The organism is Flavihumibacter rivuli, from assembly GCF_018595685.2.
In the GTDB taxonomy this organism is placed as follows: Bacteria; Bacteroidota; Bacteroidia; order Chitinophagales; family Chitinophagaceae; genus Flavihumibacter; species Flavihumibacter rivuli.
In genome coordinates this window covers 4,147,292-4,167,519 of the sequence record NZ_CP092334.1, presented here as the reverse complement: position 1 = coordinate 4,167,519, position 20,228 = coordinate 4,147,292, and the positions used below count along the sequence as shown (strand labels likewise).

Here is a 20,228-nt window from a genome sequence, read left to right as displayed (position 1 = left end):
CACATGAAAAAGATTTTTGTACTGCTATCCACCCTATTTTTCCAGCATTCATTCGCGCAATCCTATAACTGGCATTCACCCGAAATAGATGTGATCCATTATGATTTCAACCTCAGGCTAAAGGATGAGTCGGATGAAATAGAAGGCACTGCTGGAATTACATTGAGAATATTGCGGTCAACCAATAAGGTTACCCTTGACCTCGCAGGAAAGTCAGTCAGCGGCAAGGGAATGCAGGTAATAAACACTACCAGTAACAGTCAATCTGTAACGCACCTGCATCACAACAACCTGCTGGAACTCTCCCTTCCTGCACGAGCAAACACAGGGGACACCATCCGGTTGACCATTCACTATAGGGGCATCCCGGAAGATGGGTTGATCATTTCCCGCAATAAATTCAACAAGCGGACCTTCTTCGCAGACAACTGGCCGAACAGGGCAAGGAACTGGATCCCTTGCAATGACCATCCATCCGACAAGGCAACAGTGGATTTCCTGGTCACCGCACCCAACCATTACCAGGTTGTATCCAATGGAATTATACTTGAATCATCCAATATTTCACCAGACCTTAACCTCACCCATTGGCATGAGTCAGTGCCCATCCCTACAAAAGTCATGGTAATTGGTGCCGCCCAATTTGCAGTGGGATATGCAGGGGAGCTAAAGGGAGTGCCGGTTTCCAGTTGGGTGTTCCCCGAGGAGAAAAAGAATGGGTTTCACGATTACGCCCAAACACTCGACATACTTCCCTTCTTTACAGAAAATATTGCTCCCTTTCCTTTTGAGAAACTGGCCAGCGTACAATCAAAGACCATATTTGGGGGTATGGAGAATGCAGGCTGCATTTTCTATCACGAAAATTCAGTCAATGGCGCAAGGAAGGAGGAAGCCCTGATTAGTCATGAGATCGCCCATCAATGGTTTGGGAACAGTGCAACAGAAAAACACTGGAGCCATATATGGCTGAGTGAAGGGTTCGCAACCTACCTGTCGGACATGTACCTGGAGAGCAGGTATGGGGCAGACACCTTAAAAAAGTTACTGGAACAGCAGAAGGCAACTGTTGTGCGCTTCTACAGGGAACAACCAGGCAAGCCCATTGTGGACAGCACCGAAAACAATTATATGGAACTGTTGAATGCCAATAGTTACCAAAAAGCTGCCTGGGTTTTACATATGATCAGGAAAGAGATTGGAGACCAGCTATTCTGGCGAACGATCAGGAACTATTACCAGGCTTATAAGGGCAAGAACGCGACTACAGAAGATTTCCTTCAAGTATTGAACAGTACCAGTGGCCGGGACTTTAACCAGTTCTTCCAACAATGGCTGCGGCAGCCCGGGCACCCACGGCTATCCATCGAATGGAAGAAAACAGCAACCAATAAGGTTTCAGTGAGGATAACACAATTACAGGAAAAACCATTTCAATTTAAGTACGAGCTGCAGTTCAGCGCAGGCCAACAATCCACTATACGACCCCTTTCTATTGACAAGAAAGAAACATTATTCGAATTAAGCCTGCCATTTTCCCCTGAGCAATTGACGGCAGATCCATCCATGAAGATCCTTGCTGAAACTATTATAAGTACCGTTAAATAACCCTCATTGGCGGCCGGTCATTTCCACTAATTTGGAGACATGTTAGTGAAGACCTTTGGAAGTGCAGTGTACGGTGTAGAAGCGATCACCATTTCGGTGGAGGTCACGGTAATGAACGGCAAAAACACCTTTATGGTTGGCTTGCCAGATAACGCCGTTAAAGAAAGTGTGCAAAGGATCGAAAGTGCATTCAAGGCAAATGGTTATTACTTCCCCAGGCAAAAAGTAGTCATCAACCTTGCCCCGGCTGATATCAGGAAATCAGGATCCGCCTTTGACCTCCCCATGGCCATTGGACTGCTGGGGGCAACTGGCCAAATGGACAACAGGGACCTGTTGGGAGATTTTGTACTAATGGGCGAAATGGGCCTTGATGGCAGCATTCACCCGATCAGGGGGGCCTTACCAATTGCCATCAATACCAGGAAGGAGCAGTTCAGGGGACTGATCCTCCCGAAACAGAATGCGAGGGAAGCGGCAATGGTCAACAACCTCGATGTCTTTGGGGTGCACCATATAAATGAAGTCATTGCCTTCCTCAACAACCCGGAGCTTTTACAACCTGTCAGGGTGAATACCAGGGAAGAATTCCTGCAGTCGCAATATGAATTCGATATGGATTTCTGCGATGTGAAAGGCCAGGAGAATATTAAAAGGGCAATGGAGATTGCAGCAGCAGGCGGCCACAACCTGATCCTCATCGGCCCTCCGGGAGCCGGCAAAACCATGTTGGCCAAAAGATTACCAACGATCCTTCCTCCCCTGAGCCTGCAGGAAGCACTGGAAACAACCAAGATCCACAGTGTTGCAGGAAAATTGCCGGAACATGCCACCCTCATCAATAAACGCCCTTTCCGATCCCCCCACCACACCATTAGCGATGTAGCACTTGTAGGGGGTGGTGGCGTACCACAGCCGGGGGAAATATCCCTCGCACACAATGGCGTACTATTCCTTGATGAATTACCGGAGTTCAAAAGATCTGTATTGGAAGTTATGCGTCAACCCATGGAAGAAAGAAGGGTTACCATTTCAAGGGCCAAGATTGCCCTTGACTTCCCCGCTAGTTTCATGCTGGTAGCCTCGATGAATCCCTGCCCCTGCGGGTTCTATAACCACCCTGAAAAAGAATGCACCTGCCATCCCGGTGTTGTCCAAAAATACCTTAACAAAGTTTCAGGTCCCTTACTAGACAGGATCGATCTTCACGTTGAGGTAACGCCAGTTGCTTTTGGGGAATTGAGCCTGCATTCGGGAAGGGAAAATTCTGAAGCGATTAGGCACCGTGTTATTGCAGCCAGGCAAATCCAGGAAGGGAGGTTCAGGGAACTTACAGGAATATATGCCAACGCCCAGATCACAGCCCGTCAACTCAAGGAATACTGTTACCTGGAATCGTCCAGCATGAAGCTCTTGAAAACAGCCATGGAAAAACTCAATCTTTCGGCAAGGGCTTTCGACCGCATCCTTAAGGTTTCGCGTACCATCGCCGACCTTGCCGGTTGCCCCTCTATCTTACCGGAACATGTCGCGGAAGCCATTCAATACAGGAGTTTGGACAGGACAAGTTGGGGATGATCATTGATTGCGGGAAACCAGCACACCCAATATATGTTTAATGGTCAGCCAGCTTATCCGAAGGTCCAAAACAATACCCGCATTCCTAACATAAAAAGCGTCCCAATTGAAACGGTGAACGATCAGCCTTGGATCATCAACTGGTCCTTTACACCCTTTCACCTGTGCCATTCCGGTTATACCCGGACGCACACTATACCTTAATCCATAGTTGGGGACCATCCCTGAAAAAACCAATTCATCAGCCAGCATATGGGGTCTGGGTCCTATTAAACTCATATCACCCATCAAAACATTCCAGCATTGCGGAAGCTCATCCAATCCAGTGGACCTCAACCAACTGCCTAGTTTAGTTACCCTTGGATCACCGGGAACAGCCTGCATCGTATGCGCATCGTCATTCAGCACCATGGTCCTGAACTTGTAAATCCGGAATACACGTCCCATATACCCCACCCTTTCCTGCGTAAAAAAAGCGGGGCCACGCGAGCCCATGCGGATTAATATTAACAAAACCGGTACGAGCCAGCTCAATATTCCAACCAGGATTACCAGGGAAAAAACAATATCAACCATACGCTTCATGGCGGCATAGAAGTAATCCCTTTGCCCATTTAAAGAAACTGCAAATAAAGATTGGTCAGCCGATGTATGATGAACGATCTTTTTGTAACCGGTCCTGGATAAGGTTTTCATCGATATGCAACAGGTTTTCAAAACCTGAGCCCAAAACTAATTGAACAGTTGCTCGAAAAAATTTCGATTACCACATTTCCTAAAATAAATACCGTTAATAAAATGAAAAATCAGTGTTTTCACCGATGGCAACAGGAGCATTTCATTTGATCTTTGCGCCAACCATTAAACTTTACCTGAGGCCCATGCTATCGTCTGGAAAACCACTGGACTTTATTGTCCTGATACCACATTATAATGACCCCAGAGGATTGGTGGAGGCAGTGGCAAGCATTGTATACACCCATGACAGGTTTGGGATTCTGATAGTAGATGACGGATCTGTTGTTCCTTTAAATGAATGGCAGGTAAGGACTGCCGCCAGGACTACCCACATAGAAATAATAAAACTACCCCTGAACAAAGGCATTACAGCTGCTCTCAATGCAGGCCTGGAGTATATCTACACCAACGGCAATTATATATACATAGCACGGCTGGACTGCGGTGATCAATGCCATCCTGAAAGGTTTTATGAACAGGTTGCCTACCTTGACAAGCATCCGGAAATAATGCTTGCCGGCTCCTGGTGTTATTTCATAAATACCAGTACAAAGGAAAGATTCCTTTACCAGACACCAGTAAAAATGAAAGGAATACGATTGGGAATGAATTTCAGGAATCTTTTTATCCATCCTACCATGATGTGGAGGAAAGAGGCGGCAGCTATCATCCGATGGTATCCAGAAACCTATCCATCGGCCGAAGACTATGCCTTTGCTTACAGTTTAATGGAAAGATCAGCGGCAACCATTATCCCTAAAGCCTTAGTGACCTGCCAGCTCAATCCTAATGGGATCTCTTATCAGAAAAGAAGACAACAATTACAAAGCAGGTCATTGGTAGTCAAAACAATAAGCAGACAGCCCCTACCAAAATTGCTGGGCAGGTTCAAGCTATGGCTAATGCAAATGATACCGTTTAACTGGATCCTACGGATTAAATTTTTAATCCACCGAAAGCAACACTCCATCCAAATCTAATCTCATTATCCCTATGAATATCGTACACGTTGTTGAACCCTTTGCTTCCGGAATTGCAGTATTTGTAAGGTCCCTGGTGGAAACCATGACTGATGATGTACACATTATCATCCATGGGGAACGAAGGGAAGTCACTCCTTTTGACCAGGTAAAAAAGCAATTCAGGCACAAGAACGTTAGGTTTATCAGGTGGCGCTCCGCCCAAAGGAGTATCAGCCTGAGGAAAGACAGTGCTGCATTCCTTGAGTTATATACCATACTCCGACGCCTAAAGGCTAAGAACCTTGTAGATGCAGTGCATCTTCATTCTTCCAAAAGCGGCTTTATCGGCAGGGCTGCATGCAGGGCTGCCAATATTAAAAATGTGATCTACACCCCTAACGGTGCACCATTCCTGATTGGCACTTCACCGGTTTCGAAGTTCCTTTACAAGCAATTGGAAATCATAGGAAACATGATCGGTGGCGAAGTAGTTTGCTGTTCGGAGTCAGAAATGCATGCCTACAGGCAACTTGGGATCAAGGCAAGTTTTGTCAATAATGGTATAGAACCGGAAAACATCAGGCAACTTAAAAAACTGGATAAAAGCCTGATGAAAAAAGATAAAAGCAAATTCAGGCTGGTAACCAGCGGAAGGATCATCTACCAAAAGAACCCACAGCTATTCAATACCATTGCAAGCTACTTTGAAGAATTTTCACAGTTTGAATTTATATGGATAGGAGATGGTCCGGATAAGGATATATTGACCAGTAAAAATATCATTATCACCGGATGGCAGCCACACGATAAGGTCCATCAATTGGTATCGTCTGCCGATATATATTTATCAACCGCGGTATTTGAAGGACTTCCATTCGCAGTATTGGAAGCCCTTGCGCTTAATAAACCTGTTATCCTAAGCGATTGTGTAGGCAACAGGGACCTTGTCAATAATGGATTGAATGGAGACCTGTTCAATACAGCTGATGAAGCCATCATCAAGATTTTACAATATCAAAACAACGAGAACATGTTAACCATAATGGGAAAACACTCAGCCTCAATATGTGACACATCCTTCAATATGCATCAATCATACAGACAATATAAAAATCTTTACAGCAGGCCACTTAATGGTATTGTTTAGTAATGATTCAACTTATAATTTCGCGCACTTCATCAATAAAATCCAATGCAGGAGCAATTAAACCACGTAATCAGGTTCATAGAGGAAGAGACAAAAAGGAAACAGGATTTAATTGACCACCAGGCTAAGATAATTGAGTCACTTCAGCAATCATTGGATGAATGCAAGAGAACCACTGAAGGCAATAAACAACTTATCAATAAACTATTAGGCGACATCACAAGGCTTACTCAGGAAATTGAGTGGTACAAAAGAACCTACGAAAGCAGGAGTCTATTGGGCGTTCTAAAGGAAAAACTACTCAAATAATACTGACAGAGATAGAAAATGATACCCAAAATCATCCATTATTGCTGGTTTGGTGACCAGGAATTACCAGAAGAATATAAAACCTTAATAAGAGAGTGGGAACTGCAACATCCGGACTGGACAATTATTAAATGGTCGGAGGAAAACTACCATTCAGAATACACCTATGCAGAAAATGCAAAACGGAATGGCAACTGGGCTAACCTAAGCAACCTTGCAAGATTAGAGATTTTATATAAGCATGGAGGTGTTTACCTGGATACGGACATGAAGGTGATTAAACCTTTGGACAACCTTATCCACCACAAGGTTTTCCTAGGTTTCGAAGAAGGGAAAGAAGGATCGGATAACTTCTGGGTAAACAATGCTATCCTTGGATCTGAAAAAGAAAGCCAGTTCATCAAATACTGTATTGAACAGCTGCTATCAAACTTTGATGGAAGCGAACCTGCCAGCGAGTCATCACCACAGTTAACCACCAAAGTATTAAAGCAGTATTATAACCTTAGGAACTTTGGAAACCAGCTATTAAATGAAGAAGTAAGCATTTATGAAACTGAATTTTTCTATCCCATTCCATGGTTCAATGCCAAGGAAGTAAACAACTACCAGGAACACATTACAAAAAACACGCACACAGTCCATATGTGGGCTAGAACATGGTTTAGCAAGAAGATGATGCTATCCATGATCGATGAATTACAAAGCTGGTCAATAAAACAGGACAAGCAAATAAAGGAATTACAGTCAAGGTTAGAAGAAGCATTCGATCAACTGCATAAAAAGGAAACCCAACTAACCGAACAAGGCAATATCATTAATGATTATACCATTAAATATGACCAGGCAACTAACCTGATCAACTTGAAAGAAGCGATCATAAATGAAAAACTTGCCATGCTGGAAGAAATAAAAAAGACCCTTGACACCATGACACACTCATTGATGAATAATGAACTGCTGGAAAAATACCAAAGGGATACCCTGCAACTGCTGGAAGCATCCAAACATACCCAGCTCCTCGCCTTAAGTGAAGTAAAGGCGGCTTTTTCCGATAGCCAAAATTCCATAAACGCAATAGAAGCTTCTATAAAACAATTAGGAAGTGGCCATGAAGCACTATCGCTTCTGCTCAAGGAATCTACCAGCAAAAGAGAAGGAGAAGATCTAACAAAAACCTACCTGATCGGCGAACTAAATAAAAAAGAAGAACAAATTTCCAGTTTAAAGTCCGAGCTGGATAAAACTGAAGAGACCATCAAATCATTAGAAATTAAAAGCCGGGATGCCTCATTAGAAACAAAGAGAGTGCAATTAGAGAAAGAGTCGCTACTAAAGGAAAACCATATTTACAAAGAGCAAAACAATATCCTTTCCAAGGAGAGTACCCAAGCCCATATCATAATAGCACAACTAGCCAAAATAGTAAAAGAGAAGGACTTACAATTATTCCAATTACAACAAGAAACTAAGGAATTACAAGCTACACTAACCGATCAAAACAATAGGCAGAACGAAAAAATCAGCTACCTGACCAATGCTATTGATTGGTACAAAAGAACGTATGAAGAACGAAGCGTTCCAGGCTTGATCAAGCAAATCATTGTAAGCAAAATCAAAAGTAAACAGTAATGAGATATTGGTTGATAACAACAGAATTCCCTCCATTCCATGGAGGGGGAATTAGTACCTATTGCCTGCACACAGGATTAATGCTAACTGAGAGGGGACATACTGTAACAGTGTTCGTTTCAGACCACCAGGTTCAGAGCTATATCACAAAGGAAAATTACCAAGGGATCAATGTAATTCGATTCAACCCGGGCATGTGCCAGGCTAATAATCAACTTGGATACTCAGCATCTTTAAGCTACCAATTTTCCGAGATCGTAATCAATGAAATAAGGGAAAATGGGAAACCTGATTTCATAGAAACCCAAGACTACCATGGCATTGGCTATTATCTTATCCTGAAGAAAAAATTAGGAGAAGAAACCTTGGTCGACACCCCAATAATTTTAACCGCACACTCACCTTCCTTTGACAACCTGAAACACAACCAATCCCCCGTTTATGATCTGCCAGGGTATTGGACAGGGGAAATGGAGAAATGGATCATGAAATCTGCTGATATTCTGATCTCACCAAGTGAGTTTATGGTAACCAACCTTAAGAACGACCTTGGAACTGAAATTGATCGCTATCACGTTGTAAGGAATCCATACAGCATTCATCAACCAATCAAACATAACATAAGGTTTGAAGAAGGAGATATTGCATTCTTTGGTAAGTTAACCTACCAAAAGGGCGGACTTCATTTGATAAAACAGATGTCCAACCTCTGGGACAATGGTTTTGACAAGAGCCTTAATATCATAGGGGACGATCACTATTTCGAACCGCGTCAAATGAGCATGAAGGAGTATTTGACCAAAAAATACAAAAGGCATGTCGATAGCGGAAGAATAAAATTTGAAGGAAAGATCAGTCCTGACCAGATAAACGACAGGCTATCAAAGGCCCAACTGATAATTGTCCCAAGCTTGGTTGACAATTTCCCCTATGCAGTAGTGGAAAGCATGCTGCTCGGAAAGGTTGTAATTACATCCAATGCAGGAGGGCAGGCTGAAATGATCGAAGACGGGAAAAGCGGGTTCATTTATGAACTTCACAACCAACAATCATTTGAGCAAAAGTTACATGAAGCGCTAACCAAAACCGAAAAAGAACTAGCCGAAATTGGGCAAAGGGCAATTCAAAGGATCAAGGAGCTTTGTTCTTATGAAAATGTATATAAGGCCAAAATGGATTGTATACTTTCTGGGGAAAAATTGGCCAACCCAAATCATTTCCCATTTGTGTATGATATTGAAAAATCCGTCAAAACCAAGGAAAAACCAACAGAAAAAGGCCTTTTAAGCGTAATTGTCCCTTATTACAATAGCGGTAAGTTCCTTGAAGAAACAATTGACAGTATCTACCAGACAAGCTATCCGTCAAAAGAGGTAATAGTAGTAAACGACGGCACTGATGAAATTGAAAGCCTTACAAAATTATACCTGCTCCAGGAGAAATACGGCTTCAAAGTGATCAATCAACCTAACCAGGGCCTTCCCTCCGCAAGGAATACCGGGATCTTGAATGCCCGTGGGGAATATGTAGCCTATCTGGATGCTGACGATAAAATAGACCCGCATTTCTACGAGCGGGCGATCAAATTACTGGAGAAGTATCCCAATGTAAGCTTTGTGGCATCATGGGTTAAGTACTTCTATGAAGCGGAAGGGATTTGGCCATGCCATATTCCAGAACCACCATTCTTACTGATCCACAATATGGTGCACACCATGTACCTGTGCAGGGCAGACGATTTCCTGAACTTCGGGATGAACGACAATGCCTTTGAGTACGGAATGGAGGATTATGATGCAAACATCTCATTATTAAAAAATGGATGTAGGGGAGTTGTCATTCCCGAACCCCTTTTGATCTACCGGGTTCATTCAACTTCAATGTCAAGGGGATTCAACAGGAATAACATGCTTTACCTATATAGATTACTATCCCATAAACATGCGGATTTCTATTCCAGGTATGCAAAAGAGATATTTAATCTTTTAATGGCGAACGGGCCCTCCTACCTGTATGACAACCCAACCCTAAAGCCGTATACCGATGTAATGGAATACAGGAAAAGGGTGGAGGAACTCGAAAAAGCGAATAGCTGGTACCAGAATACCTTAAACTACCTGCAGGAAACCCATAAGAATGGGAATAGGGTACAGGGCAATGAAGGATTGGAAGAAACTTCCCGGATAATCCTGCATTCGCCCAACCAGGCAGAGGAAATCAAACAATGGTACCACAAGGAATATGAAGTATTACCATTATGGTATAAACGATTTGGCCATATCATTAAGGTATTCCAGGGACACAGGAGCCTTAAATCGCTATTCATTGACTAAAAAAGGGATATGAAATTCTGGATTCTCACTACAGAGTATCCGCCTGAATTCGGAGGGGGGATCGGTACATATGTTTCTATTGCAGCACGCATGCTCCGGGATAAAGGGCATAGCGTAACGGTATTCCTGTATCAGATGGGCATCGCTTCTGATAGGATATCCATAGAGGATGGTATCAGGATAATCAGGTTCCCGCCTACCCAAACCAATGCAAGCAAATTCCTCGGATTCAATGCAGCATTAAGTTATGAATATGCAAAGGCAATAGAAAAATACATCCAAAAGGAAGGCGCACCTGATATTCTCGAATCCCAGGAATACCATGGCATAGCCTATTACACCCAACAATTCAAGCTATTGGGATATGAGTCATTTAAGGACCTTAATATCCTGATAACCTGCCATGCACCCTCATTCATCTGCCTGGAATACAACCATATTCCTGTCTACCAGCTTCCCTATTATTGGACTGGCCTGATGGAAAAATCAACGATCAAATGCGCTGACATACTGGTATCGCCTTCCTACTATTTTGTTGAACAAGCGAAACAAAGAATGGACTGGACTGATACACGGGCGGAGGTCATCCCAAACCCTATTGATATTCCTGACCTCAGGGAACAATCGATCAACCGAAACCATATTGTTTGCTTCGGAAAACTTTCCCCGCTGAAAGGAAGCTTTGAGCTGTTAAGGTATTTCAAGGAACTATGGGATAATGGATTCGAACATCCACTCCATATCATTGGGGGAACCGAACAGATCTTCCACCCGGAAGGCCTCACCATGGGCGATATCGTTAAGGAAAAATATGCCCGGTATATTGAAAGTGGGCTGCTGGTACTGGAGGGTAACCTGAGCCCTGAAAAAGCAAGGGCAAAGGTCATTAATGCCCATGTAGTGATCGTACCGAGTACCTTCGATAATTTCCCCTATACCGTATTGGAAGCAATGAGTTGGGGGAAAGTCCTTCTTGTATCCCAAAGTGGAGGGCAATCAGAGATGATTGAAGATGGTTTCAATGGCTTCATTTTTGACCATGACAAACCCCGGGAATTCCATCAAAAACTGGAACTCATCCTGACCCTTTCCAATAAGGAGTTAGCCCAGATAGGAAAACGGGCACACGCGTCCATAAAAGAAAAGTATGCTCCTGATGTGATATACAACCAAAAAATCAGGGTCATCCAGCAATACCTCGCTAATAAACCGGAAAGAAAGCACTTTCCATTTCTCGAAAGTGCTGTACCTGTCAACAACAAAAGCCAATCTGGTCCCCAAAACGAACTCCTTAGTGTAGTGATTCCCTATTATAATATGGGCGATTATATCCGGGATTGTGTGAGGTCGGTATTAAATGCTGACTACCCTGAAATGGAAGTGATCATTGTGAATGACGGCAGCACTGAACCCAACAGCATATCCATACTTAAGGAATTCGAGGATATCCCCAACGTAAAAGTGATCCACAAGAAAAATGAAGGACTATCCATTTGCCGGAATATTGGCGCCCAAAACGCAACTGGTAAATACCTGGCATTCCTTGACGCGGATGATATGGTCGCCCCTGATTATTATTCAAAAGCGATCAGGACACTAAGGCTGTATGACAATGTACATTTCGTTGGCACCTGGATCAAATACTTTGGCGAAAGCCAGGACACATGGCCTTCATTTAACCCGGAGCCACCCTATATCCTGGTCCATAACCTCGTAAATAGCAGTTCTCTGGTCTATAAGAAAAACACCTTCCTTGAATTTGGCCAGAACGACCACAAGCTGGTTTATGGAATGGAAGATTGGGATAGTGTTATCAGCCTGATCAGTCAAAACAAAGGAGGGGTTGTCCTGCCCGAGCCCCTATTCTTTTACAGGATAAGGAAAAATTCAATGGCAAGGGCATTCACCCACACCAAAAGGACCTACCTATACCGGTTAATTTCCCAAAAACATGCAACGTTTTACAACCGTTATGGTCATGAAATAGCCAATATCCTTAATCAAAATGGAAGTGGTATATATATCGATAACCCGACTTTGGAAACAAGTTTTGTTAGTGGGTTAAATGGCTTACCGATATCATCCAAAATGAAAGAAAAGATAAAGGAACTGGCTAAAAGAAACAGGCACATCAGGAAAGTTGCCTATACACTGTACAAAAACTTCAAATAATCTGTCGAAATGATACTGAAAGTTGCTAATGAATGGTTACGAGGGTCCAATAAGATGGAACGCCTATGGCTGCTGGCCAAGATCGAATTCAAATTAAGATACTATGAGAACAAGCTGGGGTTGTTCTGGGCATTGTTGAAGCCCATTATGGATATTTGTATTTACTATATAGTATTCAAAATAATCCTGAAATCAGATATCCCGGCGTTTGCCTCCTTCCTGTTTATCGGACTTATTCTTTGGAATTTCTTTGTGGAATCTACATCAGGCACCATCCAGATCTTAAGTGTCAAGAAATACCTCTATGAGTATTCTAACATGAACAAGATCGAGATCTACCTTTCTACCCTGATAAGCAACAGCATTGGTCTCTTCTTCAATTTCCTGATGTTTTGCATGTTCTATGCCTTCCTGGAAAAGGAAAGCATTGGCCTGTCGATTCATAACCTCTGGATCATCCCACTATATATCAACCTTTTTATTTTATCACTCGGGGTGTCCCTGATACTCTCCAACATCTATATTATCGCAAAAGATATTTCCCAGATATGGGCCGTATTTATCTCCTTTTTATTCTTCCTGTCACCTATACTTTACAATTTGAAAACATTCAAGGAGGCACTTCCTTCCTTTGATTATGTCAATCCCGTTGCTGGCATCATCATCAATGCCAGGCATGTAATGATGGAAGGAAAAAATCCCGACTTTGCATTGATGGCCTGGGATTTTGGCTATGCCATTTTTCTCTTACTACTGGGCATCTCTATTTTAAACAAACTGGGTTCTAAAGCCTCTGAAAAACTCTAATGCGAATGGACAAGCAACCGATAATTGTAGCAAAGAATATCTCCAAAACATTTACCATTAGTGAAGACAGCCACAACACGGTAAAACACAGGTTATTCAACCTTTTCAATCCTCCAAAGCACAAACGTGTAGAGGCACTTAAAATGTCCTCACTCGAGATCAGGAGGGGCGAGTGTATAGGCCTGATAGGCCGGAATGGTTGTGGAAAATCCACCATGGTCAAGCTCCTGGCAGGGGTTTACCCAAGTGATACGGGCTATATCAATATTAATGGCACAACCATGTTGATGAACCTTGGGGTCGGCATGAGCCATGAACTTACAGCCAGGGAAAATATTTATGTATCCGCATCAGTACTTGGGTTGTCCATAAAAGAAATAGACAAAATTTTTGATACCATCATCCAATTTGCGGAACTGGAAGAATTTGTTGACACAAAAATCAAATTCTTCTCTTCCGGTATGGTAGCCAGGCTCGGGTTTTCCATTGCAGTAAACGCAGGTGCTGATATCATGTTCCTTGATGAGATATTTGCAGTCGGCGACATGAAGTTCCAGGAAAAAGCGATCAAGGTGTTTGAAAGCAGTTGGATCCAGGGTAAAACAGTTGTCCTGGTGAGTCACTCCATGGATGTCATCAAAAAGTACTGCAACAGGGTGATCTACATGAAGAACGGGAAAATTGAATTCGCGGGGCAGCCCGAGGAAGCCATTGATCTTTATATGCAAGACAACCACTAACCAGTGGTTGTCTTGGCTTCTTTACCATATGCCATGGCAAGGGCCAGGCAAATGAAGAATCCGGTCATAACATTGCCAATGCTACGGTCAAAATAGGTTTCAGAAACATAGGAACAAGCGAAGGCAATGATCACCAATGCCCCCCATCCAAACCCATTCCTTACGGCTCCTATCAAAGGCAGGATGACCCAACCTGCAACCAACAGGACCAGTCCCACCAGTCCAAGGGTCACCCAGGCATCAAGGTAATTATTGTGCAGGTTGCGCCTGGTTGTCACCCCAAATACAAAGTCTTTGGAAGCATATACCTTCAACAATTCATCCATCTTATCGCCGATTCCCGTTCCCAGCCATAGATTTTCTTTCCCCACTATTTTCCCGCATTCCCAAACGGCCAACCTGATATTGGCGCCATTCCATTGTTCTGCATTCAATTCCCCATTATAATGGCTCTCTTTAGCCTGGCTCTTGAAATCATAATTAGTATAAGCCAATTCCCGGAAACGATTTAGTGTCTTGGGCGAAAACTTGTACAACAGGAAGCCGGCGATCAGCAACCCGATCAATAAGGTTGCCCCCTCCAGCACCATCTTTTTGCTAAGGACCTGCCAAACAACAAATGACCCAACCACTGCATAGAGTACAATGATGGCCATCCTGCTGGCCAGCATAAAATGAAAGGGCAACAGGATAAGGATAGCCATCCACAACCAACCTGCCAGGTTCGAAGGCACTTCCTTTTTGTATAGCAACCACCCTGCCCCAAACAGGACCAGGTTGGTCAACAAGGCTATATAAATGGATTGATGGCCAAGGATCCCTGTCAGGGCATCATTGTACAGAAAGCCTGAATCACCGGTGTTTTGCCAATTCCTGATCGCAGCAATAAAACAAATGATTGCTACCATTGCCATAACCATTGCCATCAGGAAAAGGAACCTGTTACGCACCCATGCAGGTATACTGATCAAGCCCAGGGAAAGCGGGAAGATCAATAAGGGAGCCCGCATGCCCAGCATCACGGAGGCTTCGGCCCTGTTGGCTGACCAGGCAAAACTCAACAGTTGCCATAATCCAAAAGCCAGCATGAATACCAGTGCCGGCCGCCTGCCAACAGAGGCTAACCTTTCCTTCCAACTGCTGTAGAAAAAAGAATAAACGAATATCCCCACTATGGCGATATTGTTGATAACAGGATGCCTCGCCAGGAACAGGGAGATATAAAAAACGGCAAGGATAGCATACAGTCCGGCATCTTTCCTGCCCCGGCCGGCAGAAGGCACGTCCTTCAGGATAAGGTAATTCAACATCAACGAAAATTTCCCAAAAATAAATCCTCCCCTATAAACTATCCCCTACTCTTGCGGGTAATTATCCTAATTTTAGCAAGATTACCTATTACATGAAAATTCTTTTACAATACCTCAAGCCATACAAATGGCTTGTCCTGCTGACACTGCTATTAGCCGGCATCAATACAGGGTTCTCCCTTATCGATCCGATCATTTTCGGCAAAATGACCAAGATCGCGTTTGATTACAAACAATATGACTGGCCGGGTTTTGCCAAAGCAGTAGGACTATTATTACTGGCATCCATCAGTGTAGCCATGGTAAGCCGCATCGCCAAAGCTTTCCAGGACTATTTCTTCAATGTGATCACCCAGAAATTTGGCGCAAAGGTCTTTACAGATGGACTGAAACATGCCATGAAACTTCCCTACCACGAATTTGAAGACCAGCGCAGCGGGGAAACCCTCAGCATCCTCCAAAAAGTGGAAACCGATACAGAAAGATTCATTTCCAATTTCATCAACATCTTGTTCGGTGTCTTTATCGGGATCCTGTTTGTGGCCATTTATGCTTTCAGTATACACTGGTCATTACCGTTGGTATATTTTGGTGGCATATTATTGTTGACCTTGCTAACCAATGCACTGAGCAAGAGGATCAAATCCATCCAAAAGACCATTGTAGCCCAGACTACTTCACTTGCCGGAACAACCACCGAGTCCCTTCGCAATATTGAACTGATCAAAAGCCTCGGGCTCACCAACCAGGAAGTGGAAAGGCTGAACAAGAATACCTACAAGATCCTTGGGCTTGAACTCACCAAGGTGAAGCGCATCAGGAGCCTCAGCTTTGTGCAGGGCACCTTTGTCAATACCTTGCGACAAGTGATCCTTTTCCTCCTGATGTGGCTGATCTATAAGGAAAGGATGAAACCTGAAGAACTGGTTACCATGCAGATCTTTTCCTTTTTCGTTTTCGGTCCTTTGCAGGAGATAGGCAACATCATTCTATCCTACCGCGAAGCCGAGGCTTCCCTCCAGAATTTCAGGAACCTGATGGAAAAGAAACCGGAGCCAAGGCCCGAGAACCCTAAACACCTATCGGCCATCCATACCCTAACCTTTGCCAATATCAGCTTCAAGCATAAGACTGCACAACAGCATGCCATCCAGGGCATCAGTTTTGAAGTAAAGAAGGGGGAAACCATTGCCTTCGTTGGCCCTTCAGGCGCAGGTAAGACCACACTGGTAAAGCTGCTGGTAGGACTTTACCGGCCGGAAGATGGCAGTATCCTTTACAATGGCATTGATGGGCGGGAACTGGACTTTGATGAACTCAGGAGCCAGATCGGTTTTGTAACCCAGGATACGCAGTTGTTCGCAGGCACGATTAAAGAAAACCTCTTGTTTGTAAATCCAGGGGCATCTGATGAAGCAGTGCTGGACGTGTTGGAAAAGGCAAGTTGCCAGAACCTGCTGAGAAGGGCCGAGAAAGGATTGGATACTGTAATTGGCGAAGGTGGCTTGAAACTGAGTGGCGGGGAGAAACAAAGATTAAGTATAGCCCGCTCGCTTTTAAGGCATCCCAACCTGTTGATCTTCGATGAAGCCACTTCGGCCCTTGATTCATTGACGGAAGATGAGATCACCAGTACCATCAGGTCCATCTCGGCCCAACGTGAACAGATCACCATTATGATCGCCCACCGCTTATCCACCATTATGCATGCCGACAGGATCTTCGTGCTGGAGAGGGGTGAAATTGTTGAAACCGGTACCCATCAGCAATTACTCAGCGAAAAAGGTCTTTACTACGCCATGTGGAGGCAACAGATCGGGGAAAGAAAGATAACCGAAAAATCCACTGTCCATCCAGAAATACTTTCGTAAAAAATAAAGGCTGCCTAAGCAGCCTTTATTTTTTATTGAAGCTTATAGGTAAAGTTCAGGTCAATATCTGTATCCCCTACAGTTACTGCATCCCCTGTGGCTTTAACGCCTGGTTTATGCTTTAACACAACCCTTACTGTTCCAGTGCTGGCAGCAGCAGTCTGCCATTCTGAAGTAATACCCACAGGCAGGTTATTGGCATCCTTATCCAATATCGTAATGTTGATATTAGGCGGTGTGGGAATGAAATAGAACTGGTGGTCAACTGCCTCTTCTTCCACTTCTTCCGTTATATCCTCCGCAGGATTTACACTTTCATTCAAAAGCGTTACGGCACAAGTATACTTGGTATTGGGCTTCAGTACGATCTCGTCAAAGGCTGAAGGAGGGTTTCCACCTTCCCCATCAGCATCCCTGAAAATTGCTGAAAACACATTGGAAGTTCCCTGTTCCTGGAAGGTCAACACCACAGTAGTGATCAACTCTTCCTCATTGGGCGTTTCCTTATCCTTTGAACAACCAGTAAGCACGAGGGCTGAAAGCAGCAACCCTCCGGCAAAACGCTTCATTACTCTTTTCATCAGTCTTGATTTTGATTAGTGATTATGATGGTTATCATTTCCAAGTGGCACTTTGAACTTCAGGCCGATATTCCGACCCATATCCAGGGAGAAATACCGGAATGCGTTCATATAATCCCGATAGGCAACATCGAAAAGGTTGCTGACGGTAAGGACAAGGTTTACGGGTTGTTTGCCCAGCATCAGGCCAGTACCGGCTTCCAGGCTTGTCAGGAAGTAGGCAGGAGGCGGTGGTGCGTAATCGGACACGTACTGGATGGATCCATCCGGCTGTGGCTTTTCAATATTTCCGGTCGAGGGAACCCTGGTCTGCTCCATCACCTGAGTGAAGCCCAATTTGATATAGCTTTCCTGCCATTTCCCGGTATTGCCAAAATCATATTGCAATTCTGCCTCATAACGGTCTGCCGGCATCTGGATGATCCAGTCATCTGCCCGCTTATCCCAGGCCCTTAAAAGGGAGGCCTTAAGGGTAGCTTTGATATGGGCATTGAAGGAATAACCCACAGCAGCATCCAACCCATTCAGCCTGGCATCTGTCTGTCTGTATTCAAAAGCAGGGAATGCGCCCCTGATCGTCAATACAGGTGGATAGGTTGGTGCCAGGTAAATAAAATCAACGATATCCTTATGATAAAAACCGAGATCGATGTCCCATTTCGAAGTATTGTACAACAGGTTCAACAACCAGCTGTTTGCCCTTTCAGGGCCCAGGGAAGGATCACCTGATTCAACCCTTGCCGCACTATGGTGAAGGCCATTCGCATACAATTCATTTACTTGTGGCGCCCTCCATGCAGTTGAAAAATTCAGCGTGGTCTTCAAATCATCACGCCAACGATAGGTCAACCCGGCATTGGAAGAAAGATTGCTGAAATACCTGCTGTCATATTCCCGGCCAAGGTTATCGTTTACATTATAGATGGAACGGATATCGTAACGCAACCCGCCATCTACCAACCAACGACCCTTACTCCATTTTTCAATGATAAAGGCGCCGGCATTGTAAGCCTGGTAATTGGGAATAAAAACCCGCTGGCGATAAGAGTCATTCTCCTGGTAGGAACCGGTAACCCCAATGGTACCCCTGATGTTCCGGAAAGAATGATGATCCCAAACAAGGTCAGCACCTACTGTTCCAATGGTGAGGTCCAGTTGTGGGACATCCGGACTGGAAGCAAATCGTTTGATATCGTACTCCTGCCGGCTGTTATACTGACCGGAAAGTACCAGGTTCAAGCGTCCGATCTCACCGGTATTCAGGTAGGATTTAATTTTCAGTAACTGGTGCTGCACTTTTTGGTAGGGGCGATCAATTTCATAAGTAAACCCTACATTTTTGATGTATTCAGGTGGTTCACCATTCTCAATCACTTGTTCCAGGTCGGAAACATTGCCTATATGTGATCCCCTGAAGATTCCCAGGCGGGTATTGAACTGGCTGTAAAAGACCTCAACACCCTTCTTCTCCTGCTGTAATCCTGCCGCAACAGAAAAATTGAACTCAGACACCCCGCTATTGTCCAACCAATAATCGGCCGTCCTGCCATTTCCTCCCCTTTTCACGGATGACTGCAGTCGCCAGCTGAAGGCGGGATGCTTCCTCGAATTGCCTTCAATGATTCCGGACAGTACCCCTTGCCAATTATTGCTGAACATAGCAGCATTCAATTCGCCTTTAATTCCGGGGGTAGCAGGCAATAACCTGGGCTCCACTAAAACAACTCCCCCTATGGCATCCCCTCCATAACGCAGGGAACTGGCTCCTTTGATAACGGTCAGGCGATTGGCAATATAAGGATCCACTTCAGGCGCATGCTCACTTCCCCATTGCTGCCCTTCCTGCCGGATACCATTGTTGAGGATCACTACCCTGTTACTATGCATCCCATGGATCACCGGCTTGTAAATATTTGAACCGGTCTGTAAAACACTTACTCCCGGAACCTGTTTGAGCGATTCCCCAAGGCTGAGTCCCCTGACAGCTTCCAGATTCCTGCCCTTTATTTCACCGGTGATGGCGGTCCCCCTTGAACTGGCTGCACCCACTACCGTTACCTCGGAAAGCTGGGATTGTGCATGTGGCAGTTCAAAATCCTGGTGCAGGTCATCCTTGATATGGATATGCGCTTCCAAAGGTTGGCAACCCACATGGGTGATCAGGATATTGTAGCTCCCGGGACAGAGGCCTTCCACCTGGAACCTTCCCTTCTCATCCGTTACCAGTTCCTTCCTGGTCTCCCTTATCGTTACTGTTGCCCCTTTCAGTTTCTCCCTGGTGTCCGCATCTGTCACTACCCCGCTAAACCGAAGGACACACTGCGCCGAAGCGTAAACAGGCATCAACAGGAAGACAAGAAGGCTATATTTCAATAGACTTTTCAACTAGTTTGTTTGTGGGTCACAAAACTAAGGGAAAAGGGAAAATTTGCAACAATGT

Annotated in this window: 15 protein-coding genes; 11 read left to right on the top strand and 4 right to left on the bottom strand. The window is 44.4% G+C overall.

What is annotated here, in order from left to right; translation table 11 throughout:
• Window positions 1-3 precede the first annotated feature (3 nt).
• Complete coding sequence (locus KJS94_RS17640) at window positions 4-1,608, top strand: M1 family metallopeptidase (RefSeq protein WP_214449352.1); 1,605 nt, start codon at window positions 4-6, stop codon at window positions 1,606-1,608.
• Window positions 1,609-1,647: 39 nt separating this feature from the next.
• Window positions 1,648-3,186 (top strand): YifB family Mg chelatase-like AAA ATPase, encoded by a 1,539-nt coding sequence (locus KJS94_RS17635; protein WP_214449351.1) that lies wholly within the window; start codon window positions 1,648-1,650, stop codon window positions 3,184-3,186.
• Here KJS94_RS17635 and KJS94_RS17630 read toward each other — a convergent pair whose 3' ends face one another.
• A complete protein-coding gene (locus KJS94_RS17630; RefSeq protein ID WP_214449350.1) occupies window positions 3,187-3,882 on the bottom strand; it encodes a sugar transferase in 696 nt (231 codons plus the stop codon).
• A 125-nt stretch (window positions 3,883-4,007) separates the two neighbouring features.
• On the opposite strand from KJS94_RS17630, the gene KJS94_RS17625 reads away from it, so the two are divergent.
• Genes KJS94_RS17625 through KJS94_RS17590 form a run of 8 tightly spaced genes read left to right on the top strand, consistent with a single transcriptional unit; the run spans window position 4,008 to window position 14,026 of the window.
• Window positions 4,008-4,904, top strand: a complete 897-nt coding sequence (locus KJS94_RS17625; RefSeq protein ID WP_214449349.1) for a glycosyltransferase — start codon at window positions 4,008-4,010, stop codon at window positions 4,902-4,904.
• A gap of 13 nt (window positions 4,905-4,917) precedes the next feature.
• On the top strand, window positions 4,918-6,033 hold the full coding sequence (locus KJS94_RS17620) for a glycosyltransferase (RefSeq protein ID WP_214449348.1): 1,116 nt from the start codon (window positions 4,918-4,920) through the stop codon (window positions 6,031-6,033).
• Between the two features lie 45 nt (window positions 6,034-6,078).
• Entirely contained in the window at window positions 6,079-6,342 is a 264-nt protein-coding gene (locus KJS94_RS17615) for a hypothetical protein (protein WP_214449347.1), read from the top strand.
• A gap of 18 nt (window positions 6,343-6,360) precedes the next feature.
• Window positions 6,361-7,974, top strand: a complete 1,614-nt coding sequence (locus tag KJS94_RS17610; protein ID WP_214449346.1) for a glycosyltransferase — start codon at window positions 6,361-6,363, stop codon at window positions 7,972-7,974.
• Complete coding sequence (locus KJS94_RS17605; RefSeq protein ID WP_369806949.1) at window positions 7,974-10,307, top strand: glycosyltransferase; 2,334 nt, start codon at window positions 7,974-7,976, stop codon at window positions 10,305-10,307. The genes KJS94_RS17610 and KJS94_RS17605 overlap by 1 nt, the downstream gene beginning before the upstream one ends.
• A 9-nt stretch (window positions 10,308-10,316) precedes the next feature.
• Window positions 10,317-12,479 carry a glycosyltransferase gene (locus tag KJS94_RS17600; protein WP_214449344.1) on the top strand — a complete coding sequence of 721 codons (2,163 nt, stop codon included), beginning with the start codon at window positions 10,317-10,319 and terminating at the stop codon, window positions 12,477-12,479.
• Window positions 12,480-12,488: 9 nt separating this feature from the next.
• Window positions 12,489-13,286, top strand: coding sequence for an ABC transporter permease (locus KJS94_RS17595; protein WP_214449343.1), 798 nt, complete (start codon window positions 12,489-12,491; stop codon window positions 13,284-13,286).
• Window positions 13,287-13,291: 5 nt separating this feature from the next.
• Window positions 13,292-14,026 carry an ABC transporter ATP-binding protein gene (locus tag KJS94_RS17590; protein ID WP_214449342.1) on the top strand — a complete coding sequence of 245 codons (735 nt, stop codon included), beginning with the start codon at window positions 13,292-13,294 and terminating at the stop codon, window positions 14,024-14,026.
• Here KJS94_RS17590 and KJS94_RS17585 read toward each other — a convergent pair.
• The gene (locus tag KJS94_RS17585) at window positions 14,023-15,336 is read right to left on the bottom strand and encodes an O-antigen ligase family protein (RefSeq protein WP_214449341.1); all 1,314 of its coding nucleotides are present in this window, start codon (window positions 15,334-15,336) and stop codon (window positions 14,023-14,025) included. The two genes, KJS94_RS17590 and KJS94_RS17585, sit on opposite strands and share 4 nt — an antisense overlap.
• A gap of 92 nt (window positions 15,337-15,428) precedes the next feature.
• Between KJS94_RS17585 and KJS94_RS17580 the strand changes: the two genes are divergently transcribed.
• Window positions 15,429-17,207 (top strand): ABC transporter ATP-binding protein, encoded by a 1,779-nt coding sequence (locus tag KJS94_RS17580; RefSeq protein ID WP_214449340.1) that lies wholly within the window; start codon window positions 15,429-15,431, stop codon window positions 17,205-17,207.
• Between the two features lie 32 nt (window positions 17,208-17,239).
• On the opposite strand, the gene KJS94_RS17575 is transcribed toward KJS94_RS17580, so the two are convergent.
• Window positions 17,240-17,788: a hypothetical protein gene (locus KJS94_RS17575; RefSeq protein ID WP_214449339.1), complete on the bottom strand. Its 549-nt coding sequence runs from the start codon at window positions 17,786-17,788 to the stop codon at window positions 17,240-17,242.
• Between the two features lie 15 nt (window positions 17,789-17,803).
• Window positions 17,804-20,173, bottom strand: a complete 2,370-nt coding sequence (locus KJS94_RS17570; RefSeq protein WP_214449338.1) for a TonB-dependent receptor — start codon at window positions 20,171-20,173, stop codon at window positions 17,804-17,806.
• Window positions 20,174-20,228 lie beyond the last annotated feature (55 nt).

Bases quoted from the DNA above. Each gene is read 5' to 3' on its own strand.
- KJS94_RS17640 (WP_214449352.1), top strand. From the start codon at position 4: ATGAAAAAGATTTTTGTACTGCTATCCACCCTATTTTTCCAGCATTCA.
- KJS94_RS17635 (WP_214449351.1), top strand. From the start codon at position 1,648: ATGTTAGTGAAGACCTTTGGAAGTGCAGTGTACGGTGTAGAAGCGATC.
- KJS94_RS17630 (WP_214449350.1), bottom strand. From the start codon at position 3,882: ATGAAAACCTTATCCAGGACCGGTTACAAAAAGATCGTTCATCATACA.
- KJS94_RS17625 (WP_214449349.1), top strand. From the start codon at position 4,008: ATGGCAACAGGAGCATTTCATTTGATCTTTGCGCCAACCATTAAACTT.
- KJS94_RS17620 (WP_214449348.1), top strand. From the start codon at position 4,918: ATGAATATCGTACACGTTGTTGAACCCTTTGCTTCCGGAATTGCAGTA.
- KJS94_RS17615 (WP_214449347.1), top strand. From the start codon at position 6,079: ATGCAGGAGCAATTAAACCACGTAATCAGGTTCATAGAGGAAGAGACA.
- KJS94_RS17610 (WP_214449346.1), top strand. From the start codon at position 6,361: ATGATACCCAAAATCATCCATTATTGCTGGTTTGGTGACCAGGAATTA.
- KJS94_RS17605 (WP_369806949.1), top strand. From the start codon at position 7,974: ATGAGATATTGGTTGATAACAACAGAATTCCCTCCATTCCATGGAGGG.
- KJS94_RS17600 (WP_214449344.1), top strand. From the start codon at position 10,317: ATGAAATTCTGGATTCTCACTACAGAGTATCCGCCTGAATTCGGAGGG.
- KJS94_RS17595 (WP_214449343.1), top strand. From the start codon at position 12,489: ATGATACTGAAAGTTGCTAATGAATGGTTACGAGGGTCCAATAAGATG.
- KJS94_RS17590 (WP_214449342.1), top strand. From the start codon at position 13,292: ATGGACAAGCAACCGATAATTGTAGCAAAGAATATCTCCAAAACATTT.
- KJS94_RS17585 (WP_214449341.1), bottom strand. From the start codon at position 15,336: ATGTTGAATTACCTTATCCTGAAGGACGTGCCTTCTGCCGGCCGGGGC.
- KJS94_RS17580 (WP_214449340.1), top strand. From the start codon at position 15,429: ATGAAAATTCTTTTACAATACCTCAAGCCATACAAATGGCTTGTCCTG.
- KJS94_RS17575 (WP_214449339.1), bottom strand. From the start codon at position 17,788: ATGAAAAGAGTAATGAAGCGTTTTGCCGGAGGGTTGCTGCTTTCAGCC.